The following is a 15,473-nucleotide window of genomic DNA, read 5'->3' on the forward strand; positions in this document are numbered from 1 at the left end:
TGATTACCAGCTTCGGCTTTTCATGTCCATATAATAGCGGGTGATGCTATTTAACATCGTCGGCCAAGAGCGAGTGAGGGCATATCGCCTACACGTATACTACTGTAGTCGCGCCATAAAATACAACACGATGCTAAATAGCATCAAGTTTTATGTCGAGTGTATGCTGTAAAGCATCGCGAGGCGGTAAAGCCTCTTTCGTTTTAAATCAATATCTTAGCCCACGGGGCAGCCGTATAGGGTGTGCATTCTTCAGGGACTGGGACGCCTGCCTTTCCTCGGTCGATCGTAACTCTGGTTTCGATTGAACGAGCCCTTCAACAAAAGGGGCATGGCCGGCCGGATGGCCGGTCATTCAATCCATGAAAGGCAGTCATTTTGATCCTCGCAATCCAGGACTTCGACCAATCGACTGGTGTTGCCTGATCGTGAAGGGGCAAAGTTATCCATGGGGCGAAGCGCGCCCATCACGCTGGCGTAGCCCGGTGGGTAACTTTGATCCTTTTTTGCAATGTTCGTCGTTCATGACGGACTTGCAAAATGAATCTCGAAAGGCATGTTAAGACTATTCTAGGGGGAACAACATCAGTATGACTGGAAGTCCGTATGAGTTCGAAACTCGAACGCGAAGAGGAAGCCATTCGTAAGGCCGAACAGGAATTGCGAGATCGAAAGAAAAAGCTTCAGCAGAAACGCCGTGAAGAAGAGGAAAAGCAGCTCAGCAAGGCAGTCGGCAAGATCGGAATTGAGCGCGCGATTTTGATACTTGAAAAGGCGGCCGAGATATCACCTGATAAGGTGATATCGATGCTGGAAAAACCGGACAATGAGCATCAGCTCTTAACGGCTTAAACACAGATAGTAGTGCCTGTGATTTGTCAGGGTCTGGACCGCGAAGGAAGGGGGTCCAGGCCCTTCATTTTTCAGCCGCGCGAGCGTGCCCGGCAGGCGGCGGCGCAAGGCGATGCTCCGCAAGGCCGAAGGGCCGCGCGCGAGCGAGAGTTTGCCGCCGCCATGGCACACCCTTTCCACCCTCGCCCTGCCCCGTCTCGATCATGCGCGGCGCTGGCGAGATTGGCTATGCATCGGGACGGCGAAGGCCGTCCGGATGCGCACGCAAGCGAGCCCGGCAGCGGCGTTGCAAGGCGATGCTCCGCAAGGCCGAAGGGCCGCGCGAGAGCGAGAGCTTGCCGCCGCCATGGCACAGCCTTTCCACCTTCGCCCTGCCCCGTCACGATCATGCGCGACGCTGGCGAGATTGGCTATGCATCGGGACGGCGAAGGCCGTCCGGATGCGCACGCAAGCGAGCCCGGCAGGCGGCGTTGCAAGGTGATGCTCCGCAAGGCCGAAGGGCCGCGCGAGAGCGAGAGCTTGCCGCCGCCATGGCACAGCCTTTCCACCTTCGCCCTGCCCCGTCTCGATCATGCGCGACGCTGGCGAGATTGGCTATGCATCGGGACGGCGAAGGCCGTCCGGATGCGCACGCAAGCGAGCCCGGCAGCGGCGTTGCAAGGCGATGCTCCGCAAGGCCGAAGGGCCGCGCGAGAGCGAGAGCTTGCCGCCGCCATGGCACAGCCTTTCCACCTTCGCCCTGCCCCGTCACGATCATGCGCGACGCTGGCGAGATTGGCTATGCATCGGGACGGCGAAGGCCGTCCGGATGCGCACGCAAGCGAGCCCGGCAGGCGGCGTTGCAAGGTGATGCTCCGCAAGGCCGAAGGGCCGCGCGGGAGCGAGAGCTTGCCGCCGCCATGGCACACCCTTTCCACTCTCGCCCTGCCCCGTTTCGCTCCTTCAATAGTCCCTGAATATATATAGGGCGGCCGGAGCCGCCCTTCCCGGTTATTTCCGGGTGAGAACCCCGAAGCGAAAGGATGCCAATCGCTAACCTCCCGTTCCTCCCCTCCCTGAAGAAAGGGGTCTCCCGCGAAAATAGCGATGAGCGAATGTGCCAGAAGCAATAGCCTGCCTAATCTTCCATAATCCGCATAACGCCCCGGCCTGAGTGGAAGAATTTGACGACACCCTTACAACCAGGTGTGAACCTGCAAGGCGATTTCTTATTCCAGAGATCGAAGCTTTCGCCTCGATGCGCGGCAACAGCTTTTAGATCCACATCCCTTCCGCCCCGGCACGTATCGCATAGCGCCCGGCACGAAATGCCCTGATCGATCATAGCGCGGACGCTTTGAGTCCACGATGGCCGTAAATAGCGTGATTTTCCCATTCGGACAGAATAGAACGAATAGAGAACAAATGCTATTACATTAGCATTGATCTGTCCGCAAGCGTTCGGCCACCGCCGTATTCCTCTCCTGCTCGATGAGGTTTATTGACGCTTAGATTTAGTCTGCATATATTGGCCGTGCAGATTGTGATCTATCGATCATCTTCACGGGGTTGGATGTTCCAGCATCCAGCCCCAAGCTGTATTGGGGGCTGGTGTTCCAGCACCAGGCCCCCTCACCCGCTTATTTGCGGGAAACCTCGATGATTTTCACCACCAAGGCGGCGAAAGCGATGCATAGCATCGCAATCGCTATTGCAGATTGTTCGTCTATCGAAATCACCTCCGATCTACGGTCAGGATGACCGTGGCGTGCCTGTGCCACGGATGATGCATACTGGCCAGTTACTGACATTAAGAAAAAAGCCCCGCCTGAAAGACGGGGCCAAGTTTGATCCTCACCACAGGAAACTCGATGCGCGGCAACAGCCGGGGAAATGTAATGGTGGTGACGATCAGCCTGACTGCGCCAGCAAGGCAGGGCGCCATATGGCGCCCTGCCCGCGCTCAATTCAGTTCGTCGGGGAGCCAGCTATCGATACGCTCGGCTTGCTTGGCCGTTACAGCGTGCGCAGTTCTGGTATCGGCATCGCTGAATAGCTTTTCGAGCTTTTCGGCCTTCTGTTTCTTTTTCAGCTTTCCGAAAGCCCTCATAGCTTCGTCGCCGGGTTGCAAGTCGAGCAGGTCTTTCCAGAGGTTATCGAGATAATCGGCTTTGACCCGGTTAAAAAAGTTAGTGGCATTCGGCGTCCATATTGCGCGAATATTCGGTTTGGTTTCCTTGTCGATCAGGTCGATCATTTGCTTATCGCCGCCCCGATAGAGCCGCGCCAGATATTCGGTCAAAACGCGCTTAATATGCGCCTCGCCCTTTTTGCGGAAAGCCCTGAAAGATTTGGCGAGGTCTTTATCGTACATATCCGGCTTGTCTTGCTCATAGAGAGCAGGATTGAGCGCAAATCCGTTATCGCCTGTAGTTGGTGCGTTGGGAAATTCACTTGTTGTAATGGTGAAAGGTGATTTCCACGAGAGTTCGTGGCTGAGCTGGTAGGCGAGTAAGGCCGTCAGAAGGTCCGGGTCGTTCATGACCGCATGTTGACGCACACCGGCTGCCACAGCCCTAAGATCGTCTTGCAGCGCGCCGCTGATACCCGATTGTGGTGCATCATCGGCCGCATGTTTCGGAGCATTGATAACACCGGCTTCGATGGCAATGTGCTTGTCATCAGGATGAACCAAGCCGATCCTATCTCTGAGGTTGCCATCATAATCGACATAGAGGATCGCACCGGCGACGGCCTTTTGTGTGTCGGTAAATTCGCCATCGAGGATAGCTTGAAGATTGGCCAGCTCGGCCGCGCCGTCTTCGTCTATGGATTCAGCATGTGCCAGTTCTGCCAGTTCGTCGTATCGGTCTTCCTGTTCCTCGGTCAGTTCGCCGCAAACGGGCACGAGGATTTCATAACCCTGATTTTGCAGCTCGTAGAGGTAGACGCCTGAGTCGCTGGCGGGCCGGACCCAGTTCCATCCTTCCTGGGAGATACGTTCGGCTTCTGCGCTGAGCTTTTCATTGACGAGTTTATCGAGCAATTCGACATCATCGACATAGATATCATCCTCGAAAAGATCGCAGGAGATCGGCCCTCCGGCTTCTTTATACGCATCCAATCCGACAAATTTAACGCGGCGGTCAGTATCTGTGACGGACTGAGGTTTCAGGAGCTGACGGATATGATGCTCTGAAAGACGGCAATCAACAGCTTGTTGCAAGACCTCTGCCACGAGTTTGGAGGAATCGCAGATCGTAAAGCAGGATGCGACGCTTAGAGTGATATCACCTGATTTGAGTGCATTGAGCACGATATCTGGCAGGGAAGCCAGTTTCAGGCGACGATAGACGTGATTTTCGCTCACGCCGAAAGCCATGGCGATAGCGGGCACCGGAGTACCTTTGGTTGCGTATGCAGCATATTCGCGGATTTCATCTGCCGGATTGAGCTGTTCGCGCTGATTATTCTCGCTACTTGCCCAGATTCGCGCAATGTCGGGATTATCGGTAACTTTGACAGGCACGGTCTGGAAGCGTTCGTCGTCCTGCAACGTGCTTAATGCGCGAAAGCGTCGGCCACCTGCGACGATACCGATTTTGCCATCGTCCTGCCGCAAACCGGCAAGATTATGGATCAATCCCATTTCCTTCAAATTGGCTGCAAGTGCAGTGATGCTGCTGTCATCGATGACGGTACGAGGGTTGATCGGAGAAATAGCAAGGTCAGTAAAATTGACGTGTTCAATCATGAGATTGTTCCTTCGTGGTGAAGGCGGTTGGGTCTGATGCCCTATTTCCGCCGATGGGCTGCGCCTTGACACCTCTGAGTGCCGGAAACGCAGTTTTCGGCGGAACAGAGTGGCGAGGGCGAAGCCCGACCCACGGTGGGCATTGGCTCAGTCAACGCCCACATTCCCGAAGGTGAATGTCTGCCGGCAAATTCGCTGCCAATTTGTATCGCGAGGAATGGGCGCGCAGCGGCCAGGGGAAATTGGTTGCTAATTTGCCGGATGGGCAATGTTGACGGAGACGATGCGCTCTGTTGGGCGGACTACTGAACCAAAGGATGCGAGATCGGGCGTGAGCATGGGCGCAGCCCGTGTCGACCGGCCGGTCTCTCTGCTTGCAGAAGCAAGGGCCGTTATTGAGCGGCCCTTTCGATTCGTATGTTTCGCAATGCCCAAATCAATCGAGAGGTCGTTCACGATCGGGGATAAGTTTCCCTTTTGTACTTCATAGTAGACGCTAGGGTCAGGACCTATTAATTTGCATTGAAGACGAAGACGTGATTCAGAGTGGCAAAGGAGCTTGGAGGGATGGCCGTGAGGGCATCCCGCCTAGCGCAATAGAGCACAGTCCTGGCGTTGCCAGGATGCAGCCGTAATTAATCAGACTGTCCTGAATACCGGCTTATTTATTCTCGGAACGGAATTTTCTGGCGGCGAGTTGTGCCGGACCGTCCTCACGAGCGATAGTTTTCAGTCGATCTATCTGCAAGGTTTGGATGAGATTTTCGGGAATATCGCAAAAGGTTTGAAGGTATTGAAGGGCTTGTTTTGGTGTTTTTAATTCGCTGTAATCTGTGCCGATCCAGAGCATTGGTTTTTCGGCTTTAGTATCGGGATTTTCGATAACCTGCAGGAAGAATGTCTGGAGCGGTCTGTCCCACCCGACGCACGCTTTAAGGTGGGAATATTCGGGCTTCATAGGTACTTCATACCGGCTCATCACTTGCCCTGCCCTTCGATCATATTTTTGAGGTCTTCGATAGATTTCCAGTAAGCTGAATGGTTTTGAGTATTGGTGTATTCGACGAACCAGTCGATGATTTCCTCTGGCCCTTTGACGTATAGGCTTTTCTGTCTTTTGGCTGGTTTTCTGCGTCTTGTGGTGCCCTGCCCTCGTGAAATAAAGCCGAGATCATCGCCGCGCTGGACGGCATGTTTTTCCTCAGCATCAGAGATTGAGACGGGATTTTTCGGTAAGGAGGAAAAGTCCATTGTCCGGCTATCATCGGAAGCGGAATCGGGATTTGGCTTGCGGGCTTTCTGAAAATCATAGTTTGCCATCAGTTCACTTCCTTGAATGCGTCGAGAACGGCGCTGGCGACGGCTTTTGCGTTGTCCATGGCTTTTTCGATGCCGGACGTTGTGGAGCTGTCCAGTTCATCGAGGGTTGCGTTGAAGTCAAACATGTCCCTGTATGCGGCGCGTTCGACCAGACCGACATTAAGCATTGGCATATCGGCTTCTTTGATAGCGCTGAGTATGCGCTGAGAGCTTTTGGTGGCGATGGCGGCATTATCGCGTGACCGTATAAGTCTGAAAGGGATGTCGCGTTGCACGGCTTCGCTTTCTTCGGCGACGAGGGCGACAGCGTTAGCAGCGAGTTCGGCATCGATCGGGGACTGATTGAAAGGGATCAGGACCAGGTGAGAGCGCAATAAGGCACGGGAAGTCATGCGCGAGGCGGTGCCTTCGAGGTCGATGATGATAATATCGGTCGTTTCGCTGAGCTGGTCGATGGTTGAAATCATTTTGGCTTCATCAGGTCTTGGGATGATCTGGAATCTGGTGTTTTTGCCCTCCCCGTCCCTTCTGTGTGCCCATTTAGCGATAACGGCGTTTGGATCTGCATCGATGACGGCGACGCTGGCACCGTTGCGAGCGAATTCATCGGCCAGAACGAGGGCTAGAGTTGTTTTTCCTGCCCCGCCTTTTGGGTTCGCGATGGAAATTACTGCCATTTGCTTATCTCCGCAAGATCGAGCGATATTCTATACATATTCATATGTCTGTTGCCAGCCATATAGCTAGCCATATAGCTAGCCATATAGCTAGCCATATCGACAGCTATATACATTGCACAATACATATGGCGTTACATAGCGATATATCTAGCGACATACCTAGGCTATAGCAATGGCTTTTTATAGGGATATCCCCATGGCTATGTATATTCATATTTAGAGGATATCCTATGAAATATTCACAGAATATATATAGGGCGGCCGGAGCCGCCCTTCCCGGTTATTTCCGGGAGAGAACCCCGAAGCGAAAGACCTTCAGGTTGGTGACGAAGACGCGATCGTTGTCTTTCGTGTAGCTGGTGCGCTCGATCTCGCCTTCAGCGTATATTTGATCGCCGGTGTTGAGTTTTTCTGCGCGCTCCCGTTGCTTTCCGAAAACTGACACTCGGTTCCAGATTGTCTTCTCGACCCATTCGCCATTGTCGTCGCGATAGGCTGTGTTGGTGGCGATATCGATAAAGGTGACTTTATCAAGGCTTTCAATTTTGCCGACGTTGCCGATGATTTCGAATTTTGCGAACTGCATTTGAAGTCTCCGTTTTCCATGTCGTTGCTGACGCATTTTTCCGGGATGGGGTGATGCTGCGGGCAAGTTGAAAAACGGAGGGTCCGCGAAGCGGAAACCGTAGGCGCGAAGCGCCGGTTTTCTGCTTGAAGCCTGAAAGGCTGCCCCGCACAAAGCATCGCCGCATCCAAATGCGTCAGGCAGCAACGAACCAGGAAAACGGGAAGTGCAGCGCCTGCGTTTTGAGATCACTTTCGGAGGCATGACAGGCTTGTTTCCTGTCACACACACCGGCGCCACCAACCCTTTTACCAGCGATGGGGAAGGGGAGGGCACGCACCGCACGGATGATTATCGTCAAAAGAGCCGGCTGCGTCTATCTCAACACCGGCCGCGCTGCCACGCTAAGAAACCCACCAGCTCGGCAAACCGGATCGTGCTGTCGAGAGGACTGTGCCGCCGCACCGTCAATTCACGGTGAATTGGGAGGGGCTTATAGCCCCTCCCAGGAGACTGATCGCGTTACAGATAACCTTGCGCTCTAAGTTCTTTCTCCAAATCCGGAGCGGTTCCTGCAAAGCTATCTAGTCGAATGACAAGTATATCCTCGCCGTTCCTGCAAAATCGCCGAAGATAGTCCTGCAATGCAAATGGATCGCCCGGCCAGCGGACAAACCAGCTATTAAACTTATAAGGCAGAGACGCAGGCAATTCAGAAATAGCTTTGTCCAAAGCTCGATAAGTCTGCGACGATTGCAGTGGATCAGTTACAATTAAAAACCCATTAAACATGGCCTTTCCTCCATTTTTCACCTGAAAAGTTTCAGGTGAGCGACAAATCACTTGTTGACGCAGGAGCCAGAGCCACAGCATAATGCGGCGGCCTATTGAGATGGCATACCCGTTGAGGTGGATTTTTTGACCTCGTTGGGCTGGAAGACCGGAATGTGGCGTTTCGGTCTTCCACCTGCCCTTTGACCGTCATCGATATTGAGTCTCCTGACAAGGGGAAATTCGTCCTGTCATCACCCGAAATCTGCTATTCCATGTCGTGTGTTATTTATATAAGACACTTAAAGCACCGGAACCACTGAGTTTGCTAATTACGCAAGAGGAAAAACGGAACTGAGGAAAAAAATTTATAGTGTAATGCTATCCACAATAGAATCAGCTTTCGCGAATCTAAATCCGAATAAGAGCTGAAAATATTCGGATTCATGCCGTTGACTTACGCTGATGCTCACTTGACCAGGTTCAACGGTGAACAATCCTATTAAGCAACTCAATTGCCATTGATCGATGCCTTTTGACCAGGTGCCATGGCACGCCTGATCGACACAAAAAAGGGAGAGGCTTTGGCCTCTCCCTCCTTGCTTACTGAAAGAGCTTGATGAAAGCCGGTGCGAGCCCGATGACGGCCAAGACGAAGCCGACAGAGCCAATTACCCACGTCTGCGCCGTAAGTTTGCTTTCCAGTCCTTTGGTCGCGTCTTCCACCTTCACCGCTATATACTCCTCGATTGCCTCAACCACATCGGCCGCCGCGTCGTCTGACACATTAGCCGCTTTCAATGCTCTAAACAATTTGATGTGCATCTGGTTCTCCTTCTCGTTTGTGGGAAGGGACCAACCGGCATGGGCTCCGGCGTCGGCGGTCAAGGACCGCAAAGCGGCCGCGATAGCGGGGAGTGGGGGAGCCGATTTGCGCTGCAAATTGGGGGAACCGCTCATCCTTGAGGGCCGGCGCGTACCCATGCCAAAATACCCCATCACACAGAGAGAAGATTACCCCCGCCCGGTGCTGGCAACATCGCCGCCCTGCGCCTCCCGGTCGGCTTTGAGCCGCTTGGAGACGGCCTGCCGCGATACACCTAGCAGGCGCGCGACTTCGGCGGGCTTTTTTGGATCGGAACCGCTCATCAGGGCCTTGGCCTCGGTCCATTGCTCATCCGATATGGTCGGCGGCCGTCCTAGCCGCTTTCCGGCGCGGCGCGCCGCGTTCATGCCATCGCGCGTTCGGGCGCGAATGATTTCGCGCTCGAACTCGGCCAAGGCCCCGACGATATGGAAAAACAGCCTACCCGCTGGCGACACGGTTTCGATCTGCTCATGAAGTGAGCGAAAGGCGAGGTTGCGCTGGCCCAAGGCATCGGCCAGCTCGATAAGCTCCTTCAGCGAGCGGGAGAGGCGGTCAAGCCGCCACACCACCAGTTCGTCACCGTCGCGCGCAAACTCCAGGCATTCGCGGAGCGCGGGCTTGATGACGGCGCTTCCGCTGATTCCTCGATCCTCGAAAATCTTTTCCGCGCCGGCAGCCTCAAGGGCGTCGATCTGCATCCGCAAATTCTGTTCATCGGTGGAAACGCGGGCATAACCGATTTTCATAGGGCTGCCTCATCCCACGGATTGATGACCTCGATCCCTGCGGCCTCGAACGGTGCGCTATCGCGTGTCGCCACGGCGAAGCCGTGCGCGGCTGCGATAGCGGCAATGTAACCATCGGGCAGAGGCAGGCCCTTGCCATCGGCACGGGCGGCAACAGCCAGCTCCGCATAATGGCGGGCGGCGTCGGCGTCGAAAGACAGGATGCGCCCGGCAAATATCTTCTCGACCCCCACATAAAGGGCAGTCAGCCGGTCGCGCCTGCTGCTGCTCGGCAGACAGGCAAGGCCGAACTGCATTTCGGCCAAGGTGAGGGTAGAGACGAAAAGCGTATCGTTCGCCTGCCTATCCAGCCACCGCCGCACGCTCTCGGCGGGTGCGGGCTTCATCGGCTCGGAAACAACATTGGTGTCGAGAAGGATCATTGATCGAAGCTCATCGGCGCGGCGGGGGTCCGGTCGCGGCTCGCCTCAAGCTCGGCCGCCTCGTCGTCGGCCAAGCCGATTTCGCGACCGAGATTCCAAAGCGCCTCCCCGACGCGCAGCCGCCCTTGCGGATTCACGGCAGCGGCGAGGATTTCGCGAACCTGGGCTTCGGTGCTGTTGCCGTTCTTGACCGCGAGCGCTTTGAGCGCGCGGTGAACGTCCTCGGGAAGGTTGCGAACTGTCAAAGCTGGCATGATGCGCCTCCATGTGATAGCAAATCGAGACAATGCTATCATCACGGCGCAAATTGTCAACTTAATTCGATGTTATCGCGATTAGGTTTACATCGCTATTTTGTGCTCGATGGCAGCACGCAATTCCGCCGATCAGCACGGGCGCGGTTGACGGGTCGAAAAGGACCGTTTGCAAACGGACCGACTGGGCCCGATGTACGAAAGAGGATCGCTCAACGGACACTGCCGGCTCGCGTGAGGCAGTCGCGGCAAACGGGCGTTCGTCGAGTCTCATTTGAATGGTACTATATTTTTTGCATTGAGGGAGCCCCTTGCGTTACACTTGAGCGCATGACCTACACTTTGATCGGCTACGCCCGGTGTTCTACGGACAAACAGGATCTGGCGGCCCAGCGAGAAGCCTTGCTCAAGCTGGGCGTTGCTGCGGATCGCATCTACACTGACAAGGGCTTCACCGGCTCGAACCGGATGCGGCCCGGTCTTGACCAAGCTCTCGCCGCGGTCCGTCATGGCGACACTTTGGTTGTCCCGAAGCTCGACCGGCTTGCCCGATCGGTGCCGGACGCCCGAGCAATCGGCGATGACTTGGCCGCGAGAGGGGTGAAGCTGCAGCTTGGTGCCAGCGTGCATGATCCGGCTGATCCCATGGGCAAGCTGTTCTTCAACATCCTTGCGACCTTCGCAGAGTTCGAAGCCGACCTTATCAAGCTGCGCACAAGGGAAGGCATGGCGGTGGCCCGCGCCAAAGGTAAGCTGCGCGGTAAGAAGCCGAAGCTTTCCGAGCGCCAGCAAAAGGAGCTGCGCCGCATGTACGACACCGGGGAGTACTCGATCAGCGACCTTGCGGAGGTGTTCTCGATTTCTCGACCGACAGTCTACCGAACTCTCGACCGCCAAGCCTCTGCGGCCCTGGCATGATACGCTCGACCGTGACAACCCGCTGCCTTCGAGCTATCACCGCCTCCTGGCTTTGAGAATGCGGGCTATGGCCTCCCCTCATCGTCGAAGGAATTTGGGAGGTTCGCCGAGAGGCGGCCTCCCTCCTGCTTTCATAGCTTTGCCAGCTACGCGCCCTAGTTGGTCGCCGGAAGGCTGATCTGGCGCGCCGAGCAGGTTCGCCAGCGGCGGGAGGGGGTGGAAAGCGGACAATCAGCCGCTCAATCTTTCTGCCTACGAAGGTAGGCTACAAAGCAGTAGCTTGTCGCAATAACGACGAACGCAGCCGCAGCTGCGAAAGCACTCACTTGCTGAAATCCGACAGGATCCATCCCCTCGCCAAACAGGATGACCGTAATCATGAGAGACCAGCTAAATAGGCCCCATGCGGCGGGTATCGCGAACAAAAGGCTAATAGGCCTTGGCCAGATGCTCCCGGTATCCCGCTTCGCTTCTACCCAAAGCAGGAAGGCCAAAGCCAATGGCCCGCAAACTAAAGCTATTGGAAAGAAAGGGTCGAACATCGCCCAGCTTGTCGCAATAATCGCCAACGTCGGCAATGGGGCGTGTGCCGAAATTCCGCAGTGCGCCCAAGTCGGTCGTTCGCTGGCCGATTTGGCGCGCGAGGTAGCCGTCTGTCCGGTTAGGCTTGTCGATTCCATCGGTCAGCAGTCGGGATGGGTGGGAAGCCGAAGCTGCGCCTTCCCCTTTCGTCATCCTGAACTTGCTTCAGGATCCATCGGGCGGTTGTTACCGAAGCACGAACGCAAACCTCCCTGTCGATTTAGCCGCTCATGAACTGGGAGATCGGCCTGATGGGCACTGGAGCAAGTTCAGGGCGACGGCGAGCGGGAGCGCATACTTGCGATGCCCACTACATCTGCTAAATTTCTAGCCATAGGATTTCATGAAGTCGTCAACATTCAATGCCGCATCCATTTCTACCAGCCATTCCAGCAGATTTGCGATTGCCACATATCGCTCTGAGCGCCCGAGGTTCTCTGCAAGCCGAGCGTTTTTCGCTACTTCGCGTGTAATTTCGTGACGAGGGAACTGCCTGAGATATTGAAGTCCCTGTTGCAATTCCTGATCGGCCTGCAACTGCCTCATTTTTGGAAGGCTGTTAAAACCGCCACCTGCGCCAATCGGCAAAGTTCGACGAGTTTGTTCAACCTCTTCAAAAATGTTGGTCATCCGTGTGAGATGCAGGCCGAGCCTGACTTGCTTGGAAATCTTCCAAGCCACAATTGACCCAACCAAAACAACGATGAGTGCCCCTAATTCCCACATGATAAAATGCCCCATAAACATAATAAATATCGAATTTTATCATCCCCCAAATAGCATACTCCAATAAAGTTATAATTTAATGCTATCTTTCTGCCACTGAGGGGCATTATCGCGTAATGTCTTCTTGATGTGTGTGCCGAAATTCAGGATCGCGCCTATTTTGGTCATTCACTGTGGTTTGACACATCGCTGAAACCAGCTGTTCGTTAATGCCGCAGTTTGGTCGTAACCCGGCATCGGAGATGTAATCTCGATAGGAGCCGCATTGGCTATAGGCATAGCTTCAGTGCCCATCATCATGTGATAGTGCTGGGTGTGCCCAGTCTCCTCAAAGATACGTCTGAAGATCTCGAGATATGCGTCCACCGTGGCGGCATCGCTCGAGATATAGAGATCGTCATGCGTGCTGTGCGAGCCGTCGTTCACCCATGAAAAGAGCGAGGCGCAAATTACCTTCTCGCGACCTTCAAATTTCTCAATGATCTTGTCCTTGTCCATGTTTCCAAGTATTTTGAAATAGTTCTCCAGAATGCGGCGCAGCGTGTTTTGGATTGTGAGGTTGGACCGGTTCTCGTTCCGCACTTCGGACCAGAGTAATTCGTAGGATGTCCTGATCGGGTTGTGATCGAAGGCTTCCAGCGTCGAGACATCGTCGATCTTCTTCACGATCCAGAACGTCTCGTGCGCGCGGAGTTCCCTTTTTCGGTCTGGGTCGAATGACACCTCTTTGTGAAAATAGATATTGTGGGTGAGCACAAACACCTGCCGAATCAAGCCGTTCGGCGCGTGGCTCAACTCGAACACGCGTTTGATAAGGCTAGACACGATGAACAGGATATCGCTGTCGAGGCTCGAAATCGGGTCGTCGAACACAATAACCCGGTCGCTCGTCATGCCGGACTCAGAAACGCTGCCTCGGATGAGGTGGTAGAAGTACAGGAAGGTGACGAACGTCTTCTCGCCCTCGCTCAGAGTCCGGGCAGCATTGCTGCCATCAAGGCGGACGATCTCATACAAATTGCCCTGATCGCCCGCCGTTGCGAGCTTGAAGCCCCGAAAGCCGAACGAGGCGAGTAGTGCGTTGATTTCGGTCACGGTTGGTTGAACGCTCGTGATGCCCTTCTCAAGATCACGCAGCGTCTGCTGCGCCGTGGTGAGATTGCCACGCTTCGTCGTCAAGCTTGCCTCGATGCCGTTGATCGCAGCATCCACCGCCGTCTTGCTAGCATGGTAGGCATCAAGGATGCCTTTGGCCTCTTCCACTAGGCACTTCCAAATTTCGGCCGTAAGGTTCGTCCTCTGGTTGCTGATATCATCGACAGCCCCGTTGTGTTCGACGACGGCCGCGTTCGCAGCTATGAGGAAATCTCGGACTTCCGCGAACAGCTCGGTGTTGTCCTCAAGCGTTACGACGGCGCTCGGCTCCTTATGCTTGCGCGCGATGTGCTGCCCGTTGAGCGCTAGCCGTGCGGTCACGCGCTCGATCAGTCCGGTCAACTGGTCAACGTCGATATAGCGAGAGCCATTCTGAGAGATGCCGGCGAGCGCTTGAAGGTAAGCTGTACCCGCCGCTTCATATCCGGCAACGAGACGCGCGATATCCGCGATGTCGCGATTATAGGCTTCGTCGAAGTAATCGCCGATGCGCTTGGCAAGTTCGGCTTCGACATCTTGCTGGCAGAACGGGCATTGCGGCGTGCTCTGCGCGAAGTAGTCGATGCCCTGCTTCACCCAATCACTGTTACCAAGTCGATCAATCAGACCGCCAATATCAACATCGCCCCGCCCCACGACCTTCTTTGCGAAGATCGGCAATGCTTCTAGCCGCGCCAGCTCGGTACTGTCGGGCACCTGGATCACGCTCTCGCGCGCAAGACCCTTTTCAAAGATCACGGCCGCACGCTTTTTCAAGTCATCAAGCGGATGAACCGCAGCCTGGTTGGAAGCCCACTCGCTTAAGATTTTATCGCAGAAGTTCGCCTTCGAGGAGCGTACTCCTGCGAAGGCGGACTGAAAATCCGCATCATGGCGGTTCTTGAGTTTCCAGCATTCATTCTCGATATTCTCGCGCAGGGCAGCACGTTCGTTTAGCTTGCCGGGAGCATCATCCTTTCCGTTCAACACGAGATTGCGAGCGCTGATATCGCGCTCGATGTCCGCAACGTCCTTCCGTGCCTGCTCGATCTGGTCTAACACCGCAGCGTCGTGCTCGCCTAACGTGAAGATGCCGGGGAGGCTGGACCGGAAATTCCGCTCCACGAAATCGGCGTTGTAAACTAAGCACTCAAGAGGCCGCTGGTTAACCCAGCGGATCGCGCAGGCTGGGTGATCGGCCGGATTGGCGATTACGCGCGAAATGCTGGTTTTGCCCGAACCGTTTGCGCCATAGATGAAATTGATCTTCCGGAGCCCGGTAACATTCTGGCCTTCCGCGCTGTAGCTAGCACATCCCGCGATTTTTAGTTCTTCAATCAACGCTGCCCCTCTCTGCCACGTCAATACATTACTGTGGTGATAGCCATAGCACTACTTTCACTATCAATTGATGGGCAAGGTTAAATAACGTCACATGAGCAATGACCGCTTCACCGGTCTTCTGCTTCGATTCCTGCCATTCCGCTACCGGCCCGAGGCGGTCATTCCGTCCCGGTTTGAAAGGGTGCTTCTCCGAGCTTGGAGCTACCCGGTCCTGCGACAATTACCTCTGTCAGCACGCGACATTTAGCTCTGACATTTACAGGAATGAGCCATTCCCGCGCGCCTGAATTTTGCGGGAGTTGTCAGTCAACTAAACGACCGCTTTGTTGACGCATTTTGCGAGTTATCACTGGCGCTGCTAACGATCAGCTTATCCGAAGGAAGGACTACCGGTGAAAATCTGGGCGAAAATTATCGCTGTTCGGGGCTAGGCTCTGTTGCAAACTCTGATGCGGTTGCCAAGGTTGGGCCCTTGGATTGGTAAGGTCGGTTGTGATGGACGATTTCAAAGGGCGGCATTTTACCGGCGAGGTCATCCTATGGGCGGTCCGCTGGTA

The 15,473-nt window shown here is 54.9% G+C and carries 16 protein-coding genes; 3 read left to right on the plus strand and 13 right to left on the minus strand.

The annotated features are described in order from the left end of the window. The first annotated feature begins 606 nt into the window (after nucleotides 1-606). On the plus strand, nucleotides 607-852 hold the full coding sequence (locus tag D6851_RS15875) for a hypothetical protein (RefSeq protein ID WP_120325889.1): 246 nt from the start codon (nucleotides 607-609) through the stop codon (nucleotides 850-852). Between the two features lie 112 nt (nucleotides 853-964). Beyond that, nucleotides 965-1,819 carry a hypothetical protein gene (locus tag D6851_RS17595; RefSeq protein WP_183030140.1) on the plus strand — a complete coding sequence of 285 codons (855 nt, stop codon included), beginning with the start codon at nucleotides 965-967 and terminating at the stop codon, nucleotides 1,817-1,819. A 976-nt stretch (nucleotides 1,820-2,795) separates the two neighbouring features. Here D6851_RS17595 and D6851_RS15885 read toward each other — a convergent pair. The 10 genes from D6851_RS15885 to D6851_RS15930 form a co-directional block, all read right to left on the minus strand. Then, on the minus strand, nucleotides 2,796-4,586 hold the full coding sequence (locus D6851_RS15885) for a ParB/RepB/Spo0J family partition protein (protein ID WP_120325891.1): 1,791 nt from the start codon (nucleotides 4,584-4,586) through the stop codon (nucleotides 2,796-2,798). Nucleotides 4,587-5,247: 661 nt separating this feature from the next. Next, the gene (locus D6851_RS15890; protein WP_120325892.1) at nucleotides 5,248-5,565 is read right to left on the minus strand and encodes a hypothetical protein; all 318 of its coding nucleotides are present in this window, start codon (nucleotides 5,563-5,565) and stop codon (nucleotides 5,248-5,250) included. Then, a complete protein-coding gene (locus D6851_RS15895) occupies nucleotides 5,565-5,906 on the minus strand; it encodes a hypothetical protein (RefSeq protein ID WP_120325893.1) in 342 nt (113 codons plus the stop codon). Before D6851_RS15895 ends, D6851_RS15890 begins: the two co-directional genes overlap by 1 nt. Then, entirely contained in the window at nucleotides 5,906-6,583 is a 678-nt protein-coding gene (locus D6851_RS15900; RefSeq protein WP_120325894.1) for a ParA family protein, read from the minus strand. The genes D6851_RS15895 and D6851_RS15900 overlap by 1 nt, the downstream gene beginning before the upstream one ends. 283 nt (nucleotides 6,584-6,866) lie before the next feature. Beyond that, entirely contained in the window at nucleotides 6,867-7,415 is a 549-nt protein-coding gene (locus D6851_RS15905) for a single-stranded DNA-binding protein (protein WP_120325895.1), read from the minus strand. Between the two features lie 258 nt (nucleotides 7,416-7,673). Next, nucleotides 7,674-8,024: a hypothetical protein gene (locus tag D6851_RS15910; RefSeq protein ID WP_147395506.1), complete on the minus strand. Its 351-nt coding sequence runs from the start codon at nucleotides 8,022-8,024 to the stop codon at nucleotides 7,674-7,676. A 501-nt stretch (nucleotides 8,025-8,525) separates the two neighbouring features. Further along, complete coding sequence (locus tag D6851_RS15915) at nucleotides 8,526-8,747, minus strand: hypothetical protein (RefSeq protein ID WP_120325907.1); 222 nt, start codon at nucleotides 8,745-8,747, stop codon at nucleotides 8,526-8,528. Nucleotides 8,748-8,936: 189 nt separating this feature from the next. Then, nucleotides 8,937-9,536 (minus strand): recombinase family protein, encoded by a 600-nt coding sequence (locus tag D6851_RS15920; protein WP_120325897.1) that lies wholly within the window; start codon nucleotides 9,534-9,536, stop codon nucleotides 8,937-8,939. Beyond that, nucleotides 9,533-9,958 (minus strand): type II toxin-antitoxin system VapC family toxin, encoded by a 426-nt coding sequence (locus D6851_RS15925; RefSeq protein ID WP_120325898.1) that lies wholly within the window; start codon nucleotides 9,956-9,958, stop codon nucleotides 9,533-9,535. The genes D6851_RS15920 and D6851_RS15925 overlap by 4 nt, the downstream gene beginning before the upstream one ends. Beyond that, a complete protein-coding gene (locus tag D6851_RS15930; protein ID WP_120325899.1) occupies nucleotides 9,955-10,212 on the minus strand; it encodes a FitA-like ribbon-helix-helix domain-containing protein in 258 nt (85 codons plus the stop codon). Before D6851_RS15930 ends, D6851_RS15925 begins: the two co-directional genes overlap by 4 nt. A gap of 330 nt (nucleotides 10,213-10,542) precedes the next feature. Here D6851_RS15930 and D6851_RS15935 point away from each other — a divergent pair, with 330 nt between their 5' ends. Beyond that, nucleotides 10,543-11,130, plus strand: coding sequence for a recombinase family protein (locus D6851_RS15935; protein ID WP_120325900.1), 588 nt, complete (start codon nucleotides 10,543-10,545; stop codon nucleotides 11,128-11,130). Between the two features lie 429 nt (nucleotides 11,131-11,559). Here the strand turns inward: D6851_RS15935 and D6851_RS15945 are convergent, their stop codons facing one another. The 3 genes from D6851_RS15945 to D6851_RS15955 form a co-directional block, all read right to left on the minus strand. After that, nucleotides 11,560-11,865, minus strand: a complete 306-nt coding sequence (locus D6851_RS15945) for a hypothetical protein (RefSeq protein ID WP_120325902.1) — start codon at nucleotides 11,863-11,865, stop codon at nucleotides 11,560-11,562. Between the two features lie 174 nt (nucleotides 11,866-12,039). Beyond that, on the minus strand, nucleotides 12,040-12,459 hold the full coding sequence (locus D6851_RS15950) for a hypothetical protein (RefSeq protein ID WP_120325903.1): 420 nt from the start codon (nucleotides 12,457-12,459) through the stop codon (nucleotides 12,040-12,042). Nucleotides 12,460-12,606: 147 nt separating this feature from the next. Then, the gene (locus D6851_RS15955; RefSeq protein WP_120325908.1) at nucleotides 12,607-14,913 is read right to left on the minus strand and encodes an AAA family ATPase; all 2,307 of its coding nucleotides are present in this window, start codon (nucleotides 14,911-14,913) and stop codon (nucleotides 12,607-12,609) included. Nucleotides 14,914-15,473: the final 560 nt, after the last annotated feature.

Source organism: Altericroceibacterium spongiae (assembly GCF_003610805.1).
In the GTDB taxonomy this organism is placed as follows: domain Bacteria; phylum Pseudomonadota; class Alphaproteobacteria; order Sphingomonadales; family Sphingomonadaceae; genus Altericroceibacterium; species Altericroceibacterium spongiae.